We start from the raw sequence: 16,954 nt of genomic DNA, 5'->3' as shown, positions 1-16,954 counted from the left end.
TCTCAGGAGCCGGCTTCACTGCGGCGCTCCTGCGCGTAACGCACCAGCGCCGCGAAGCGATAGATGCCGTGCACGAACTTGCCGTAGGGCATGGTGATGAACAGCGCGAACACTGCACCCAAATGCAGCGCCAGCAGCGGCCCCATGGCTGCAGTCTCGCGCAGAATCAGAAGCAGCATGCCGGTGAAGCCGGTCAGGAACAGCATGGCGATGAAGCCGACATCCATGCCGTAGCGCTGCTCGTCGAGCAGCGCCGGATCGCGCCGCATCTTGGCGACGAACAGGCCGATCGGGCCGATGATCAGGCCGAGGCCACCGAGCGTGCCGAGCACCACTGGCAAATCCCACCACGGATACGGCGCCTCGCGGCCGAGCAGATAGTGATACAGCGTGGCGACCGAGGTCGCGGCGAAGCAGAGCAGGAAACCGTAGAAGGTCAGGTGATGGAAAAGCTTGCGCCGGTCGGTCGGCTTGTCATCCTCATTGTAGCAGCCGACGCCGCCACCATGGAGATAGCGCAACTCACCAGCGTCCCGCATCGCCTGAAAGATGGAGCCACCGTCCGCACGGCCGCCGATGGGCGGGCCGATATCCCGCCAGAACGCGCGCACGCTCATCACCAGCGCGAAGATCGCATAAAGGAAGGCGGCGCTGAACAACGCCGCCATCGCGTTGTGCGGCATCAACTTGTAGAACGCGCCGGGGCCGGTGTGCACGCCAAACAGCACGCTGCGGTCGTTCAGGGCCGCGAAGCCGAGGATGAAGGCGGCCATGCTCAGCGCGGCGACGATGCTGATGACGAGACCGTTGCGTGCGAAGGCACCGGACAGCGCCTGCGGCCAGGCATAGACCGCATAGGATTCCGCGCGCGCGATCGCCAGCGTGTGCGGGACGTTGACGTTGAATTCGTGCGGCGGCGAGAACTGGCAGTCGACGTAGCAGGCGCCGCAGCCATGGCAGAGATTGGCGAGATAATTGAGGTCGCCGTCGGAGAAGGCGCGGCGCATCTCCATGGCGGGAAATACCGCGCAAAGACCCTCGCAGTAACGGCACGAATTGCAGACCGTCATCAGCCGGTCGGCTTCGTCGAGAATTCTAGTTCCGTGCATGTTTCGCCGCTTCCCGTCCTGCAATCCGCCCGAACACGCTGCCGATGGTCATGCCCATGCCGGCGGCATAGCCCTTGCCGAGCACGTTGCCGGCCATGATCTCGCCGGCCGCGAACATGTTGGCCGACGGCTTGCCGTCAGCCATCAAGATGCGCGCTTCCCGGGTTACGCGCGTGCCGAGATAGGTGAAGGTGATGCCGGGCCGCACCGGATAGGCAAGATAGGGCGGCGTCTCGATCCGCCGCGCCCAATGCGTCTTCTGCGGTGTGATGCCTTCGGTGCGGCAATCGTCCAGAATGGTGTGGTCGAAGGTGCCGGGCTGCACCGCGGCGTTGAATTCGGTGATGGTCTTTTCCAGCGCGGCCGGATCGAGCTCGAGCTTGCCGGCAAGTTCAGCCACGGTCTGCCCCGCGATCGGCGGGAACAGCGTCGGCATGAAGCTCGTGACCACGGTGGAATCGAAGATGATGTAGGCGATCTGGTCGGGCTGCGCGGCGACCAGCCGGCCCCAGATTGCGTAGCGCTTCGGCCAGATGTCCTCGCCCTCGTCATAGAAACGCTGCGCGTGCTTGTTGACGACGATGCCGAACACGACGGAGTCGTGGCGCGTGATGATGCCACCGTCGAATTTCGGCGCGCGGGCGTCGATCGCGACCGCATGACATTGGGTGGGATCGCCGACCTCCTGCACGCCCTTGTCGAGCAGCATCTTCAGGATTGAGCCGCGGTTATAGGGCGTGCCGCGGATCAGGAAATTGTCGGCGGCCTCGCCCCAATATTGCTTCAGCCATTCGATGTTGGCCTCGAACCCGCCGGCGGCGGCGACCAGTGACGTCGCGCGGATCTCGGTGTTGCCCTTGATCGGCCGTTTGAGGCGGGCGGCGAGAAACATGCCGTCCTCGATCACGAGGTCCGTGACCTCGGCGTTGTATTCGACTTCGACGCCGAGCTTCTCGGCGGTAAGATAAAGCGCGTTCAGCATCGCGCGGCCGCCGCCGAGGAAGAACGAGTTGGTGCGACCGAGGCTCAGCGTGCCGCCGAGCGAGGGCTGCCAGCGCACGCCCTGCTCGACGATCCAGTTCAAGATATCCTTGGACTCACGGATCATGTGCCGGGCGAGCGCCTCGTCGGTTTGGCCGCCGGTGACGCGCAGCAGATCCTCCCAGAACTCTTCCTCGGTGTAGGGGCCGGTGAGGATTTCGGTCGCCTCGTCATGGGCGCAGCGCATGTTGCGGGTGTGGCGCGTGTTGCCGCCGCGATAGAATTTTGGCGCGCCTTCGAGCACCAGCACCGACGCCCCACCGCGTCGCGCGCTGATCGCCGCGCACAGCGCCGCGTTGCCGCCGCCGATCACCAGCACATCGTATTTGCTGCTCATGCCGTCTGCCCGATGCGACGAAGTTGGAGACATTCTGCCCGCCGGCGGCCCCGGTCAATACGGTTGGCCATTGCGCACCTTTGTATACAAAGATATACAGACGTCCGGCAAGTGGCACCGCTGCATGGGCAGGATGCGCGAGCCCACGAGGATGGATGGCAAGACGTCCGAAAAAGGCAGGCGGCTCGATCGCGCGCGGCGGGGGCGTGGCGCTCGGCGAGGCCGTGTTCCGCTCGCTCTGCGAGGCGCTGCAGGCCGGCAGCTACCGCGCGGGCGACCGCCTACGCGAGGAAGAGGTCGCCCAGCGGCTGAAGGTCAGCCGCACCCCGGTGCGGGAAGCTCTGGGGCGGCTTGCCGCACGCGGGTTCGTCGAACCTGCCGGAGGCCGCGGCCTGATCGTACGCAACCTCGACATCTCCGAGGTGCTCGAACTCTACGCCATGCGCGAGATCATGGAGGGCGCCGCCGCCCGACTTGCCGCCGAGCACGCCTCGACGCCCGAGATCGATGCACTCAGGGATATCGAGCAGGCTTTTGTCGAAGCGTCCGAGACCGACGCGGCCGAGATGGCAGGAGAAATGGCAAGAGAAATGGCAAGGCTCAACCGCGCCTTCCACGAAGCGATCTGCCGCGCCGCGCGCAACCGCTATCTCGATAACGCTTCACGGGAATTGCAGGACTGGATCGCCCTGCTCGGTCCAACCACGTTCACGGTATCCGGCCGCCCCTCGACCAGCCACGGTGAGCACCAGGCCATCATCGACGCCATCGCGGCTCGCGACGGCAGCAAAGCGGAGCAGCTCGCGCGCACACACATTCGCGAAGCGCTACGCTGTCGGCTAAAGCTGTTGCAAAAGCAGTAGCAGAGCCCGGCGCTCAGGCGACCAGTTCTGCGGCAATCGCCTCCAACACGTCCCGCACATCGCCTGGACTGAGCCGCACCTGCAGCCCACGCTGACCGCCATTGACGTACACTTGGTCATGCGCAAGCGCGCTTCTCTCGATCACGGTGCGCACGGGCTTCCGCTGCCCGAACGGGCTGATGCCGCCAACCTTGTACCCCGTGAGGCGCTCAGCCTCCGGCGGCTTCATCATCTGCGCCGACTTGCCGCTTGTCGCGGCGGCGAGCTTCTTCATCGAAACTTCCTGGTCCGACGGGACGATCACGCAGACCGGTTTGCCGTCGACCAGCGCCATCAGCGTCTTCAAGACGCGCGCGGGATCCTCGCCGAGTGCGGCAGCCGCCTGGAGGCCGATGCTTTCGGCATCGGGATCGTAGTCGTAGGTATGGACGGTGAAGGCAACACCGGCGGCCGCGAGCGCGCGTGTGGCTGGGGTGGCTTTGGACATGGACGATGTTTACCACCGCCGCTGCTAGGAGCGAAGGGACGAGTACGGCGCACTCTCTCTCCGAGTCGTCCTGGCGAAAGCCAGGACCCGTTACCCCAGGGGGGTGTTTAGCGAAAATTCTAGCCCGGTACTGCGACCAGCCACAATCGATGGATCACGCGGTATGGGTCCTGGCTTTCGCCAGGACGACGCCGGATATTGGATGGATCCTCGCGCCGCCTAACGACCGCCCGCCGTCCTACTCCGCCGCGTCGCGCATTTCGGCGCGCTCGGCCCTGGCCGCGCAGAACTTGAACTCCGGGATCTTGCCGAACGGATCGAGCGCCGGATTTGTCAACAAATTCGCCGCCGCTTCCGCGTAGCAGAACGGCATGAACACCATATTCTCGGGAACGTCGCGGTCGGACCGGACCTTGACCTCGACCGCGCCGCGGCGGGTCTCGAGCCGGATGAAATCGCCCGGCGCGAGCTTCTTCCTGTGCATGTCCTTCGGCGACATGAACGCGACCGCCTCGGGCTCGATCTGGTCGAGCACCTGCGCGCGGCGGGTCATGGAGCCGGTGTGCCAGTGCTCGAGCACGCGGCCGGTCGAGAGCACCATCGGATATTCGGCGTCGGGGATCTCGTCCGGCGGGATGACGTGAGCCGGCACGATCTTGCCGCGGCCGCTCGCGGTCGGAAATCCCGTGGTGAAGATGATCTCGTTGCCGGGCACGTCGGGACCGTCGACCGGATAGGTCACCGCGCCCTCGCGGACCAGCCGCTCCCAGGTGATGTTCTTCAGCGACGGCATCAGTTCTGCCATCTCGGTGAAGACATCGCCGGGCCCGGCATAATTCCACGGCAGGCCCATGCGCTTGCCGATCTCCTGGATGATCCAGAGATCCTGCCGCGCATCGCCCGGCGGCTTGATCACCTGGCGCGCGAGCTGCACGCGGCGATCGGTGTTGGTGAAAGAGCCTTCCTTTTCGGCAAACGCCGAGGCCGGCAGGATGACGTCGGCGTGGAACGCGGTCTCCGTGACGAAGAGATCTTGCACCACGAGATGATCGAGCATCGCGAGCGCCTGGCGCGCATGTTGGAGATCGGGGTCGGACATCGCGGGGTTCTCGCCCTCGATATACATGCCCTTGATCTCGCCGGCATGGATCGCGTTCATGATCTCGACCACGGTCAGGCCGCGCACGGGATCGAGATCCTGGCCCCACAGCTTCTCGAACGCACCGCGCATGTCGTCGCGGCCGACCGGCTGATAGTCCGGCAGGAACATCGGGATCAGACCGGCATCGGAAGCGCCCTGAACGTTGTTCTGGCCGCGCAGCGGATGCAGGCCGGTGCCCGGGCGGCCGACCTGGCCGGTGATCAGCGCCAGCGCAATCAGGCAGCGCGCATTGTCGGTGCCGTGGACATGCTGGCTGATGCCCATGCCCCAGAAGATGATCGACGATTTTGCCCGCGCATAGGTTCGCGCGACCTCACGCAGGGTCTGCGCCGGGACGCCACAGATCGCCTCCATCTTCTCCGGCGTGAACTCCTTGATCTTCTCCTTGAGGTCCTCGAACCCCTCGGTGTAGCCGGCGATGTACTGGTCGTCGGTCAGCCCTTCGGTGATGATCGTGTGAATCATCGCGTTCAGCATGGCGACATCGGAGCCCGGCTTGAACTGCAGATGCTTGGTCGCATGGCGCGACAGCGTCTGCCGGCGCGGGTCCATGACGAACAGCTTTGCGCCGTTCTGCTTGACCGCATTCTTGATGAAGGTCGCGGCGACAGGATGATTCACGGTCGGGTTTGCGCCGATCACGATGATCACCTCGGCGTCCATCGCAGCCGAGAACGGCGCCGACACCGCGCCCGAGCTCAGGCCTTCGAACAGCGCCGCGACCGACGAGGCGTGGCACAGACGGGTACAATGGTCGACGTTGTTGGAGCCGAAGCCGGTGCGCACCAGCTTCTGGAACAGATAGGCCTCCTCGTTGGAGCCCTTCGCCGAGCCGAAGCCGGCAAGCGCCTTCACGCCCTTCTCGTCGCGGATCTTGACGAGGCCCTTGGCCGCGATCTCGAGCGCTTCTTCCCAGCTCGCTTCGCGGAAATGCGTGAACGGATTGGCCGGATCGACCTGGTCGTTGGAATCCTTCTTCGCGTTCGGCAGCCGCACCAGCGGCTTGGTCAGGCGATGCGGATGGTGGATGTAGTCGAAGCCGAAGCGGCCCTTGACGCAGAGACGATTGCGATTGGCCGGGCCGTCACGGCCCTCGGCATAGATCACCTTCTCGTCCTTGACCTCATAGGTCACCTGGCAACCGACGCCGCAGAACGGGCAGAGCGAATCCACCTTCTTGTCGGCATAGACGACGCGGGTCTGCTTCTCGTCCAGCATTACGGCCGGCATCAGGGCCCCGGTCGGACAGGCCTGCACGCATTCGCCGCAGGCGACGCAGGTGGACTCGCCCATGGGATCGTCGAAATCGAACACGATCTTCGAGCCGTGGCTGCGATAGGCCATGCCGATGACGTCGTTGACCTGGACCTCGCGGCAGGCGCGCACGCACAGGCCGCACTGGATGCAGGCATCGAGATTGACGCGCATCGCCGGATGGCTGGCGTCGGTCGCCCAACGCTCGGCGGCGGGGAAGCGGCTCTCGGTGACCCCCGTGGTTTCGGCCCAGTGCCAGAATTTGGAGTCCGGATCGTGCGAGGTTTCGCGCGCCGGTTGATCGGCGACCAGTAGCTCCATGACCATTTTTTGCGCGGAAACCGCGCGCGCACTCTCGGTCTTCACCTTCATGCCGACCGATGGCGTGCGCTTGCAGGACGCCGCGAGCACGCGCTCGCCCTCGATCTCGACCATGCAGGCGCGGCAATTGCCATCGGGGCGATAGTCCGGCGCCGGCGAATAGCACAGATGCGGAATCTCGCGACCGTGGCGTTTTGCGACCTGCCAGATCGTCTCGCCTGCATTGGCCTCGACCTGCTTGCCGTCGAGCTCAAACGTAATCTTGGTCATTCGGCCGCTTCCTTGAACTCGTCAGGGAAATATTTGATCACGGTGGCAAGCGGATTCGATGCCGCCTGACCAAGCCCGCAGATCGAGGCATCGCGCATCGCCTGGCTCAATTCGTCCAGGAGAGCGCGGTTCCAGACCGGTTGCTGCATCAGCAGCGCGGCCTTCTGGGTTCCGACGCGACACGGCGTGCACTGGCCGCAGCTCTCGTCCTCGAAGAACTTCATCAGGTTCAACGCGGCCGCGCGCACGCTGTCCTTTTGCGACAGGATCACGATCGCGGCAGAGCCGATGAAGCAGCCGTATTTTTCGAGCGTGCCGAAATCGAGCGGGATGTCGCCCATCGCCGCCGGCAGGATGCCGCCGGACGCACCACCGGGGAGGTACGCGTAGAACTGATGGCCATCGGCCATGCCGCCGCAATATTCGTCGATCAGTTCGCGCACGGTGATGCCAGCAGGCGCGAGCTTCATGCCCGGATTCTTGACGCGGCCCGAGACCGAGAAACTGCGCAGGCCGTGCCGCTCATGGCGGCCGTGGCCCTTCCACCAGTCAGCGCCTTTCTCGACGATATCGCGCACCCACCACAAGGTCTCGATGTTATTGATCAACGTCGGCCGCCCGAACAGGCCGACCTGGAATGGATAAGGCGGCTTGTGCCTGGGCAGGCCGCGCTTGCCCTCTATGCTCTCGAGCAGCGAGGATTCCTCGCCGCAGATATAGGCGCCGGCGCCGCGGCGCATGTGCAGCGTCGGACCGCCCGGCTGCAGCTTCGCGATCTCGCGTTCGAGGATTTCGCGTGAGGCCGGATATTCGTCGCGCAGGTAGATGTAGATATCGGAGGCCTGCACCACATGCGCACCGATCAGCATGCCCTCGATGAAGCGGTGCGGATCGCTCTCGAGATAGACGCGATCCTTGAACGTGCCGGGCTCGCCCTCGTCGCCGTTGATCGCCATCAGCCGCGGGCCGGGTTCACCAAGCACCGCGCGCCATTTGCGCCCCGTCGGGAAGCCGGCGCCGCCGAGACCGCGCAACGAGGCCTCGTCGAGTGCCTTCAGCAGGTCGTCCGTCGGCAGCTCGCCCGAGCGCAGGCGATTGAGCAGCTTGTAGCCGCCGTCGGCGACATAGGCCTCATAGCCGATATATTTGGGCAGATGCGCGTGGGTGTCGCCAGCATTCGCCGCCGCCATGACATTGGCGACCGTCGCGTGGTCAACAAAGTTGTGTCCGACTTCCGCGGCAGGCGCCGTATCGCAGCGGCCGACGCAGGGCGCGCGCACGACGCGAATGCCGGGACCGGACGCATCTTGCAAATCGGCGAGCAGCTTCTCTCCGCCCAGCATCGCGCAGGTCAGCGAATCGCAGACGCGGATCGTCAGCGGGGCGATGTTAGGCTCGCCTTCCTTCACCACGTCGAAATGCGCGTAGAAGGTTGCGGTCTCGAACACTTCGGCGAACGCGAGCTTCATCTCGTCTGCGAGCGCGGCGAGATGCGCAGCCGAGATCTGGCGATACTTGTCCTGGATCAGATGCAGATATTCGATCAAGAGGTCGCGACGCCGCGGTCTGTCGCCGAGCAACTGCGCGATCTCGTGCGCGGCGGTGGGGTCGACCTGCCGTCCCTTGGGCGTGGATTTGGCGCGCTTCCGTCCCTGGCCGGGATGTTCGAACTCGCGAACCTTGTGAACGTCGTCGTTGCTGCTCATGGAGACGTCGCGTTCTCTTCAAATGCGTGGTGAGTTTGGACCGGACCGCCAAGGCGATCAGTCTTCATTTCCTGACTCGATCAGCGGAACCACCGGTTCCCGCGTCCCGCCGACCAAGCCAAATTTAACGCAACTCTAATCTCTGGCATGCCAGATGCAAGACAATTTAGAGCGTCTCTAGAATGATTTAGGAGGCAGGCGGTCGCCCGCCATGCCCCTTTTATGCAAGCGTCGGACGGAACCTGATCTCAGGTCTTGCTCATGCACTCTTCGATGTAGAACCAGCGGTCATCGCCGGCGAGGCCCTTGGCTTTCACGTCGGCGCGACAGGCCTTGAGCTTCGGCTTGTTGGCCGCCCACTTCGCCTTCATGTCTTTCAGCTTCTGCATGGTGAGCTTCATCTTGCCAGGCTTGGCTTCGGTCGTTGCAGCAGGCGCTGCAGGTGTCGTTGTCGTCTGCGCGGATGCGGCAGGAAGGCCAGCGACGACCAACACGGCCGCAAGGCAAATTCGAAGGCAAGTTCGGTTGCGAATCATTTCAATCCCCTAAGTCCCATTCTTGATGATGTCTGAAAGGCCAACGAAGCGGGACGCCTGATGAGCATCCCGCTTCCGTCTCGACGGCGGTCAGAAGATCTTGACCGCGCTCTCCAATGTCTTCCAAACACCCCAAAGCAGGGGGACGCCGACGAAGGCCCAGAACATCGCCGCCTTGGCGTCAAGCCCGCCAAATCCGATGCCGTAGGAGCCGTGTGGTCCCGCGGCGGCGGCGCTGGCGCTTGCCGCCTGCAACTTCGCGACATCGGCCTCCTTCATGTGCCATTTCGAATCGACCGGCTTGATCAGATAGTTGCAGATCAGGCCCGCGATCAGCATCGCACACAGGATGTACATCGTCGTGTTGTAGAGCTGGTCGCGCGGCACGCCCGCCGCGAGCTGGAACTCGCGGATGTAGTTGACGACGACCGGGCCGATGATGCCCGCGGTAGACCACGCCGTCAGCAGCCGGCCATGGATGGCGCCGACGAACTGGGTTCCGAACATGTCGGCGAGGTAGGCCGGCACGGTGGCGAAGCCGCCGCCATACATCGACAGGATGATGCCGAAGCCAAGCACGAACAGCAGCTTCGAACCCATCGCCGCAAAAGTCGGCGCCAGCGCGTAGAGCACGATGCCGAGGATGAAGAACGTATAATAGGTGTTCTTGCGCCCGATCTTGTCCGACAGCGATGCCCAGAAGAAGCGGCCGCCGATGTTGAACAGCGACAGCAATCCGGCGAAGCCCGCGGCGATCGCGGCGATCTGCGCCTTCTGTCCCGCATCAAGCGCGTTGAAGCCGACGTTAGGCAGGCCGATCAGCTTGCCGGCGAAGATCTCCTGGAGCATCGGCGAGGCCATGCCGATCACGCCGATGCCGGCCGAGACGTTCAGGCACAGCACCCACCAGATCAGCCAGAATTGCGGCGTCTTGTGCGCGTCGTTGAGATGGACGTTGGCCTTTGAGATCATCGCGTTGGCCTTCGACGGCGCGGTCCAGCCCTCGGGCTGCCAGCCGGGCGGCGGCAAACGATAGCGGAACGCGCCGATCATCATGAACACGAAGTAGATGACGCCCATCGTGACGAAGGTCTCCCAGACGCCGACCGAGGTCGGGGTCTTGAAGTAGTTCATCAAGAGGTTCGCCAGCGGCGCGCCGATCATGGCGCCGCCGCCGAAGCCCATGATGGCCATGCCGGTCGCCATGCCGCGACGGTCCGGGAACCACTTCACGAGCGTCGAGACCGGCGAGATATAGCCAAGGCCGAGACCGATGCCGCCGATCACACCCGAACCGAGCCACAACAGCCAGAGCTGATGGGTGTAAATCCCGATCGCACCGAGGAAGAGGCCGCCGCACCAGCACAGCGCCGAGACGAAGCCGGCCTTGCGCGGGCCTACGCGCTCCAGCCAGCCGCCCCAGACTGCAGCCGCGATACCGAGCAGCACGAAAAAGAGCGTGTACATCCATCCCATGCTGGCGACCTTCCAGTCGCAGCTGGTCGTGAACAGCTCTTGAAGCAGCGACATCTCTGCGCACGCCTTCGGCGCGGTCACTCCGATCGCGCGCGACAGCGGCAGCCAGAACACCGAGAAGCCGTAGGCCATGCCGATGCAGAGATGGATGCACAGCGCGGCCGGCGGCACCAGCCAGCGATTGAACCCGGCGGTTGCGATGGTCCGCTCGCGATCCAGAAAACCTGCGCCGGCACCCGAAAGTGTTCCAGCGCTCTCGATGGTAGACATGCATTCCTCCCCTAAAGCCGCCCTTCTGAGCGGCCTGCCACGACGGTCCTGTTCCTCAGCCGTTGCAGCGCAGCCTTTGTCCCTGCTGCTCCGCACAATGATCGACGCGCGCCAGGATCGTCACGCGCATCCGAGACGTTAAACCCCCTAACCTTGGGGGCTATGCCCGACGCCACGGCCGGGCTTCTTTCGATGGCCCATTTGCTCCGCATATCGCAGGCAAGACTCGACCTCCGCGTCTCGGCGGAGGAACTCGATTGGGGCAGAAGTGAAGATCGATGTCGATAGACAAAAGGTAGGTATCAACCGAGTGACCGCCGACTAAGTGGGCGGCGCACCATTGATATTTTCTATCGAGCGATCGGCCTTCTCTATCAAGAACACGATGCGCGCGTCGTTGCGCTCGGTGATCTCTACCGTGTCGCCGGTCTCTCGGATCAGGTTTGGAATGTCAATCACCGACAGGGGATCGGTGCAGTACACTTCGAGCTGATCGCCCGGCTGCAGCGGCTTCAGCGCTTTGCGCGTCTTCAGGGCGGGCAACGGGCATTTCAGTCCGGTGAGATCGAGCGTCGTTCTGGTCATCGGCGCAACATGGCGGGAGGGGTCGATGACGTCAACGCCAACACAACATCCAGACTCAGAGCAGATCGGCATAGGATAAGAAACCCACGCTCTGCCCCGGCTCGACACGCGTGACCTCCTCACCGAGCTCGATGAGGCCGTCGGTGTCGACGAGAGAGGACAACAGCCCCGCTCCCTCGCGTGGAAACTTGATTGCCTCGAGTGCGCCGTCCTGCATGCGCCGCAAGGAGGCGCGAACATATTCCCGTCGGCCCGCCTTCTTCTTGTAGGTGAATGCCGCGCGCACCGGGATCGGCAACGGCTGCTCCGGCAGGCTGCCCGCAAGCGCCAGCACCGTCGGCCGCACCACATGCACGAAGGTGACGAAACTCGCGACGGGATTGCCCGGCAATCCGATCAGCGGCGTGCCGTCGATGATGCCCATCGCCACGGGCCGTCCCGGCTTGATCGCCATCCGCCACAACACCAGCGAGCCGATGCTCTCGACCGCCGCCTTGACGTGGTCCTCCTCTCCGGTCGAGACGCCGCCGGTGGTGAGGATCAGATCGTGCGTGCCTGCGACTTGCTTCAGGCCATTCGCAAGCGAGATACGTTCGTCGCGCAAAATGCCGAGATCGCTGACGTCGCAGCCGAGCCGACGCAGCATCGCCATCAGCATGAAGCGGTTCGAGTCGAACAGCTGCGAGGCCGCGCGCGGCTCGCCGGGAGAGGCCAGTTCATCACCGGTCGAGAACACCGCGACGCGGATGCGCCTGACGACGTCGAGCCCGACAAGGCCGAACGCCGCCGCGAGCGCGACATGCTGCGGCAGCAAGCGCTGGCCTGCGCGCAACGCAATGTGGCCCTGGGGAATGTCCTCTCCCGCAGGGCGGACGTTCGCGCCCGGCTTCAGCCCCGGCGGCAGCACAATTCGGCCGGCATCGTCGAGGCGGACATCTTCCTGCATGAAGACCGTTTCGGCATCCGGCGGCACCGGCGCGCCGGTGAAGATGCGCGCGGCGTGGCCGGCCTTGATCGGCGCCAGTGCCAGACCGCCGGCCTGGATGCGGCCGTCGAGCGGCAGCGCCCGCTCGACGCTATCCGGAAGATCGGCGCTGCGCACGGCGTAGCCGTCAACAGCGGAATTGGTGAAGGGCGGCAACGGCAGCGGCGCCGCGATATCGCGGGCCAGCACGCGCCCATCAGCGTCGATGAGCGCCACAGTTTCGAGATCGACAATCGCGTTGACGCGCGTCGTGATCAGGCCAACGGCCTCGTCGACCGACATCATTGGTCCGCCGAAGGCAAAACAATCGTCCGACAACTGCGCCATGGTGCCTCGTCAACGCATCGCAGCGCTTTTCGCGACCGCTTCCTCGACCGGCATCGCCGCGCGCAGCAGCAATTCCGCGGCCGCGGCGATATCGTCGAGATGGACGGTCGGCAGTCGGGTTTCAATGGCGACATCGGCCGCGATCCCGAAAATTCCGGGATCATCGGGAAACAGCAGCGGCTTGTCGTTGGCGGCGCGATGCACCTCGATCTTGCGATGCGGCTCGCGCTTGAAACCCTCGACCAGGACGAGATCGACAGCCGACAATTTGCTCAACAGTTCCGGCAGACGCGGCTCTGCCGCCCCGCGCAACTCGTGCATCAGCGCCCAGCGATTTGACGAAGCAACCAGCACCTCGGCCGCGCCGGCCTCGCGATGGCGCCAGGAGTCCTTGCCGGGAACGTCGACGTCGAACTGGTGATGCGCATGCTTGATGACCGAGACGCGCAAGCCAAGCGCATTGAAATGCGGGATCAGCCGCGTCAACAGCGTGGTCTTGCCCGCACCGCTCCAGCCTGCAAGGCCGATGACTTTCATTCCAGCTCCGTCTCCGCGAGCGACCCGGTCCTTGATGGAACCACTCTCTCCTCCGTCATTGCGAGCGCAGCGAAGCAATCCAGGAATGCATCCACGGCGGCGGCCTGGATTGCTTCGCTGCGCTCGCAATGACGAATAGGCGGCATTTCGTTCTCTCGCTAGCATGCATATATCGGCTTGACCCGAATGTCATGCTAACGTCGCGGCCATGATGAAGATCGACAAAGCCCCAGCGCCCCTGATCGTCCCTGACACCGACGACCCGCGCCTCACCGAGAGCGTGACCGGGACCGACCAGTCCGGCGCCAGGATCGAGATCAAGGTGCCGGTGGAGCGCCCGCTGACGCTCTACCTGAATTCGCAGGAGATCGTCACCATGATGACGATCGGCGACTATCCGGAATATCTGGCGCTGGGCTATTTGCTCAACCAGAACATGCTGAAATACAACGACGCGGTCACCGAGGTCGAATACGACGACGACCTCCAGGTGGTGGTGGTGCGCACCGAGCACCACACCAATTTCGAAGCCAAGCTGAAGAAGCGCACGCAGACATCGGGCTGCGCGCAGGGCACCGCCTTCGGCGATCTGCTGGAGGCGGTCGAGAGCGTCGCGTTGCCGAAGGCGGAGCTGCGCACCTCCTGGCTCTACCAGATGACTCAGACCATCAACACCATGCCCTCGCTCTATCTGGAGGCCGGCGCGATCCACGGCTGCGTGCTGTGCAGGGAGGGCGATCCGCTCTGCTACACCGAGGATGTCGGCCGTCACAACGCCGTCGACAAGATCGCGGGCTGGATGTACCGCCACGGCGTCGATGCCTCCGACAAGATCCTCTACACCACGGGACGGCTCACCTCGGAGATGGTGATCAAGACGGTCCGCATGGGAATTCCGATCCTGGTGTCGCGCTCCGGCTTCACCGCCTGGGGCGTCGATCTCGCCCGGCAGGTGGGCTTGACGCTGGTCGGCCGCGCGCGCGGCAAACGGTTCATCGCGTTGTCAGGCGAGGAGCGCATCGTCTACGACCAGAACCTCGCTTATGTCGAGGAGGAATCGGCCAAGCACAAGCGCAAGGGTGAAGGTGGTGACGATTAGCTTTCCGAGCACGCAAGGCGTGCTGCTCGCCGGCGGCCTCGCCCGGCGCATGGGCGGCGGCGACAAGCCGATGCGCACCATCGGCGGCCGCACCATCCTGGAACGCGTGATCGCGCGCCTATCGCCCCAATGCAGCGGGCTGATCCTCAATGCCAACGGCGATCCCGCCCGCTTCGCCGCGTTCGGTTTGCAGGTCGTCGCCGACGACGTGCCCGGCTTTCCCGGTCCGCTCGCCGGCATCCTTGCCGCGCTCGACTGGACCGCGGCGAACCGGCCTGAGGTGGAATGGGTGCTCAGTGCCGCCGGCGACTGCCCGTTCCTGCCGCGCGATCTGGTCGCGCGCTTGCACGAAGAACGCCTCGCCGCGAATGCCGAGCTCGCCGTCGCGACATCGGACGGCCAGTCGCATCCGGTGATAGGCTTGTGGCGCGTTGGTTTGCGCGACGAACTGCGTCACGCGCTAGTGGTCGAAGACCTCCGCAAGATCGACCGCTGGACCGCGCGCTACCCGCTCGCGACGGTGACGTGGCCGACCGAGCCGCTCGATCCGTTCTTCAATGCCAACACGGTCGAGGATATCGCGGAAGCCGAGCGGCTGGCCGCACTGGATGCGGCGTCTTAATCAAGCTCTACGCCGGCCGGAATCCCGCGCGCTCCAGTGCGGCACGCGCCTCGTCCGAGCTGAGTGCGGCGAGAAAGGCCTGCACCGCAGGCCGCTGCTTGCGTGCCGTCACCAGCGCAAAGTCATAATGCTCCTCCGCGAGCGGAATGAAACCGAGGCCGACCGCATGGGCGACCGGCGCAATGGTCATGCCCCAGTCGGCGCGGTGCTGTGCGACCGCCGCGGCCACCGCGTTGTGCGAGCGTGGCTGGTTCCAGTAGCCCTCCGGGCGCGCACCACCGAGCAAACGATCGATCAGGATGCGCGTGCCGGCGCCTTGATTGCGGTTGACCATGATGCAGGAGGGATCAGCGAGCGCCGCGACGACGGCGTCCCTCGCACTGTGGCCTTCGAAACGCTTGTCGCCCTTGCGGAACACGATGCCCTGCATCCGCCGCCAGCCCGGCACGAGCTCAAGCCCCTCGATCAGGTAAGGCGTATTGTAGGTCTCGCTCTTGTCGTCGAACAGATGGATCGGCGCCAGATCGCATTCACCGCGCCGCGCCGCCGCAAGTCCGCCGAGACTACCGACGGCGATCGAACGCACGGTCAGGCCGGCATGCGCGAGTTGCGCCGTGACGAGATCGAGCCCGGTGCAATGGCTGCCGACGATGACGAGATCGGGCACCCGCACATGTGGCGTGAACAGCGTCACCTCGGCCTCGGTTCCGGCCGGCATCTGGTCGGCGAGCGCGTCGATGCGCAGAAAACCGTCGGCCTGCGCGAACGACGTGATCGCACCCGACCCCTTTCCGGAGGGATAGGCGATCAAGCCGTCCTTGCCTCCGACCAGCGAGACCATGACGAATTCGGTGCGGCCGAGCTCGGAAGCAATGCGCACCGGCACGGTCGCGTTCACCTTGGCATCGGAGCGCGGCGGCAGTCCGGCCATTTTGCGCAGCATTGGCACGATCATGTCATGGAAGGTGAACATCGCGGAGGTCGGAAAACCCGGCAGGATCACCACCGGCTTGCCGTCGCACACCGCAAGGCACAGCGGCTTCCCGGGCTTGAGCGCAATGCCATGCGCGATGATGCCGGGCTGGCCGAGCCGGCCTATGATGCGATGGGAGAGATCGCCCGCGCCTTTCGATGTGCCGCCGGAGAGCACCAGCATGTCGGCGTCCGCCAGCGCACGGCGCATGGCGGCTTCGAGCTGGGCTTCGTCGTCGGGAATGGCGCCGAGGAAAACCGCCTCACCGCCGTTCTCGTCGATCGCAGCAGTGACTATCGCGCCGTTGGTGTCGTAGATCGCAGCGGGCGCGAGCACCTCGCCCGGCTGAACCAGTTCGTCACCGGTGGAGATCACGGCAACACGAGGTTTGCGCACCACGCTCACCTCGGCAAGACCGCAGGCCGCCAGCATGCCGACCTCGCGCGAGCCGATGATCGTGCCGGCGCGCAGCAGCGCCTCGCCGCGCGCGATATCGGACCCTGCGTAGGATATGAATTGCCCGGGCGAGGCCGCGCGACGGACGTCGATCGCACCCGATCCCGCCGGCTGGGTATGCTCGACCATGACCACGGCATCGGCACCGCGCGGCAGCGGACCACCGGTGGCAATCGGCGTTGCCGTTCCCGCCTCCACTTGCAGCGCCGGTACGGTGCCGCAGTGAATGGTCTCGCCATTCAGCCCGAGCCGAACCGGCGCGCCTTCGCCGGCTGTCGCAAGGTCCGCTGAGCGCACCGCAAAACCGTCGACATTGGAACGGTCGAACGGCGGCACGTCGATCGGCGCAGTGATGTCTTCAGCGAGCGACGCACCGAGCGCAGCACCGAGTTTGCGCGTTTCGCTCAAAAGAGCGCGCGGGAACAGCTCGGCCTCGAAGCGAGCCAAGGCGTCCTCGCGGGAAAGGATCTTGAGGAACTGCTCCTGCTCGAGCGCGCTGCGGGTTTGCGATTGCGGGATCATCGTCATGCCAAGACCC

14 protein-coding genes are annotated in these 16,954 nt (G+C 64.8%); 3 read left to right on the top strand and 11 right to left on the bottom strand.

Going from position 1 to position 16,954, the window contains the following annotated elements; all coding sequences use genetic code 11:
* Nucleotides 1-2: 2 nt before the first annotated feature.
* On the bottom strand, nucleotides 3-1,109 hold the full coding sequence (gene tcuB / locus AC0L2F_RS17110; RefSeq protein ID WP_473249151.1) for a tricarballylate utilization 4Fe-4S protein TcuB: 1,107 nt from the start codon (nucleotides 1,107-1,109) through the stop codon (nucleotides 3-5).
* Nucleotides 1,096-2,487, bottom strand: coding sequence for an FAD-dependent tricarballylate dehydrogenase TcuA (gene tcuA / locus AC0L2F_RS17105; RefSeq protein ID WP_473249150.1), 1,392 nt, complete (start codon nucleotides 2,485-2,487; stop codon nucleotides 1,096-1,098). The genes tcuB and tcuA overlap by 14 nt, the downstream gene beginning before the upstream one ends.
* A 155-nt stretch (nucleotides 2,488-2,642) precedes the next feature.
* Between tcuA and AC0L2F_RS17100 the strand changes: the two genes are divergently transcribed.
* Nucleotides 2,643-3,350, top strand: coding sequence for a GntR family transcriptional regulator (locus AC0L2F_RS17100; protein ID WP_473249149.1), 708 nt, complete (start codon nucleotides 2,643-2,645; stop codon nucleotides 3,348-3,350).
* Nucleotides 3,351-3,363: 13 nt separating this feature from the next.
* On the opposite strand, the gene ybaK is transcribed toward AC0L2F_RS17100, so the two are convergent.
* The 8 genes from ybaK to mobB form a co-directional block, all read right to left on the bottom strand.
* A complete protein-coding gene (gene ybaK, locus AC0L2F_RS17095; RefSeq protein WP_473249148.1) occupies nucleotides 3,364-3,837 on the bottom strand; it encodes a Cys-tRNA(Pro) deacylase in 474 nt (157 codons plus the stop codon).
* 238 nt (nucleotides 3,838-4,075) lie between these two features.
* Nucleotides 4,076-6,844, bottom strand: a complete 2,769-nt coding sequence (fdhF, locus tag AC0L2F_RS17090) for a formate dehydrogenase subunit alpha (RefSeq protein ID WP_063993721.1) — start codon at nucleotides 6,842-6,844, stop codon at nucleotides 4,076-4,078.
* Nucleotides 6,841-8,550, bottom strand: coding sequence for an NADH-ubiquinone oxidoreductase-F iron-sulfur binding region domain-containing protein (locus AC0L2F_RS17085; RefSeq protein ID WP_473249147.1), 1,710 nt, complete (start codon nucleotides 8,548-8,550; stop codon nucleotides 6,841-6,843). Before AC0L2F_RS17085 ends, fdhF begins: the two co-directional genes overlap by 4 nt.
* Nucleotides 8,551-8,798: 248 nt before the next feature.
* Complete coding sequence (locus AC0L2F_RS17080) at nucleotides 8,799-9,086, bottom strand: hypothetical protein (RefSeq protein ID WP_473249146.1); 288 nt, start codon at nucleotides 9,084-9,086, stop codon at nucleotides 8,799-8,801.
* 90 nt (nucleotides 9,087-9,176) lie between these two features.
* Complete coding sequence (locus tag AC0L2F_RS17075) at nucleotides 9,177-10,832, bottom strand: OFA family MFS transporter (protein WP_473249145.1); 1,656 nt, start codon at nucleotides 10,830-10,832, stop codon at nucleotides 9,177-9,179.
* Between the two features lie 321 nt (nucleotides 10,833-11,153).
* Nucleotides 11,154-11,417: a sulfurtransferase TusA family protein gene (locus AC0L2F_RS17070; RefSeq protein ID WP_473249144.1), complete on the bottom strand. Its 264-nt coding sequence runs from the start codon at nucleotides 11,415-11,417 to the stop codon at nucleotides 11,154-11,156.
* 55 nt (nucleotides 11,418-11,472) lie between these two features.
* Nucleotides 11,473-12,729: a molybdopterin molybdotransferase MoeA gene (locus AC0L2F_RS17065; protein ID WP_473249143.1), complete on the bottom strand. Its 1,257-nt coding sequence runs from the start codon at nucleotides 12,727-12,729 to the stop codon at nucleotides 11,473-11,475.
* A gap of 9 nt (nucleotides 12,730-12,738) precedes the next feature.
* On the bottom strand, nucleotides 12,739-13,266 hold the full coding sequence (gene mobB / locus AC0L2F_RS17060) for a molybdopterin-guanine dinucleotide biosynthesis protein B (RefSeq protein WP_007606511.1): 528 nt from the start codon (nucleotides 13,264-13,266) through the stop codon (nucleotides 12,739-12,741).
* Nucleotides 13,267-13,474: 208 nt separating this feature from the next.
* On the opposite strand from mobB, the gene fdhD reads away from it, so the two are divergent.
* On the top strand, nucleotides 13,475-14,365 hold the full coding sequence (fdhD, locus tag AC0L2F_RS17055) for a formate dehydrogenase accessory sulfurtransferase FdhD (protein ID WP_063993726.1): 891 nt from the start codon (nucleotides 13,475-13,477) through the stop codon (nucleotides 14,363-14,365).
* Nucleotides 14,310-14,987 carry a molybdenum cofactor guanylyltransferase MobA gene (gene mobA, locus AC0L2F_RS17050; RefSeq protein ID WP_473249142.1) on the top strand — a complete coding sequence of 226 codons (678 nt, stop codon included), beginning with the start codon at nucleotides 14,310-14,312 and terminating at the stop codon, nucleotides 14,985-14,987. The genes fdhD and mobA overlap by 56 nt, the downstream gene beginning before the upstream one ends.
* Nucleotides 14,988-14,994: 7 nt before the next feature.
* Here the strand turns inward: mobA and AC0L2F_RS17045 are convergent, their stop codons facing one another.
* Nucleotides 14,995-16,944 carry a molybdopterin biosynthesis protein gene (locus AC0L2F_RS17045; RefSeq protein WP_473249141.1) on the bottom strand — a complete coding sequence of 650 codons (1,950 nt, stop codon included), beginning with the start codon at nucleotides 16,942-16,944 and terminating at the stop codon, nucleotides 14,995-14,997.
* Nucleotides 16,945-16,954: the final 10 nt, after the last annotated feature.

The sequence above is a fragment of the Bradyrhizobium sp. Ken64 genome (assembly GCF_055807555.1).
Note: the sequence above shows the minus strand (reverse complement) of the source record. Positions and strands in the feature narration are given on the sequence as shown.

What these genes read in the sequence shown, in the direction of transcription:
- AC0L2F_RS17065 (WP_473249143.1), bottom strand. Translation starts at nt 12,729, where the DNA reads ATGGCGCAGTTGTCGGACGATTGTTTTGCCTTCGGCGGACCAATGATG.
- AC0L2F_RS17080 (WP_473249146.1), bottom strand. Translation starts at nt 9,086, where the DNA reads ATGATTCGCAACCGAACTTGCCTTCGAATTTGCCTTGCGGCCGTGTTG.
- fdhF (WP_063993721.1), bottom strand. Translation starts at nt 6,844, where the DNA reads ATGACCAAGATTACGTTTGAGCTCGACGGCAAGCAGGTCGAGGCCAAT.
- mobA (WP_473249142.1), top strand. Translation starts at nt 14,310, where the DNA reads ATGTCGAGGAGGAATCGGCCAAGCACAAGCGCAAGGGTGAAGGTGGTG.
- AC0L2F_RS17070 (WP_473249144.1), bottom strand. Translation starts at nt 11,417, where the DNA reads ATGACCAGAACGACGCTCGATCTCACCGGACTGAAATGCCCGTTGCCC.
- AC0L2F_RS17100 (WP_473249149.1), top strand. Translation starts at nt 2,643, where the DNA reads ATGGCAAGACGTCCGAAAAAGGCAGGCGGCTCGATCGCGCGCGGCGGG.
- ybaK (WP_473249148.1), bottom strand. Translation starts at nt 3,837, where the DNA reads ATGTCCAAAGCCACCCCAGCCACACGCGCGCTCGCGGCCGCCGGTGTT.
- AC0L2F_RS17085 (WP_473249147.1), bottom strand. Translation starts at nt 8,550, where the DNA reads ATGAGCAGCAACGACGACGTTCACAAGGTTCGCGAGTTCGAACATCCC.
- tcuB (WP_473249151.1), bottom strand. Translation starts at nt 1,109, where the DNA reads ATGCACGGAACTAGAATTCTCGACGAAGCCGACCGGCTGATGACGGTC.
- tcuA (WP_473249150.1), bottom strand. Translation starts at nt 2,487, where the DNA reads ATGAGCAGCAAATACGATGTGCTGGTGATCGGCGGCGGCAACGCGGCG.
- AC0L2F_RS17075 (WP_473249145.1), bottom strand. Translation starts at nt 10,832, where the DNA reads ATGTCTACCATCGAGAGCGCTGGAACACTTTCGGGTGCCGGCGCAGGT.
- AC0L2F_RS17045 (WP_473249141.1), bottom strand. Translation starts at nt 16,944, where the DNA reads ATGACGATGATCCCGCAATCGCAAACCCGCAGCGCGCTCGAGCAGGAG.
- mobB (WP_007606511.1), bottom strand. Translation starts at nt 13,266, where the DNA reads ATGAAAGTCATCGGCCTTGCAGGCTGGAGCGGTGCGGGCAAGACCACG.
- fdhD (WP_063993726.1), top strand. Translation starts at nt 13,475, where the DNA reads ATGATGAAGATCGACAAAGCCCCAGCGCCCCTGATCGTCCCTGACACC.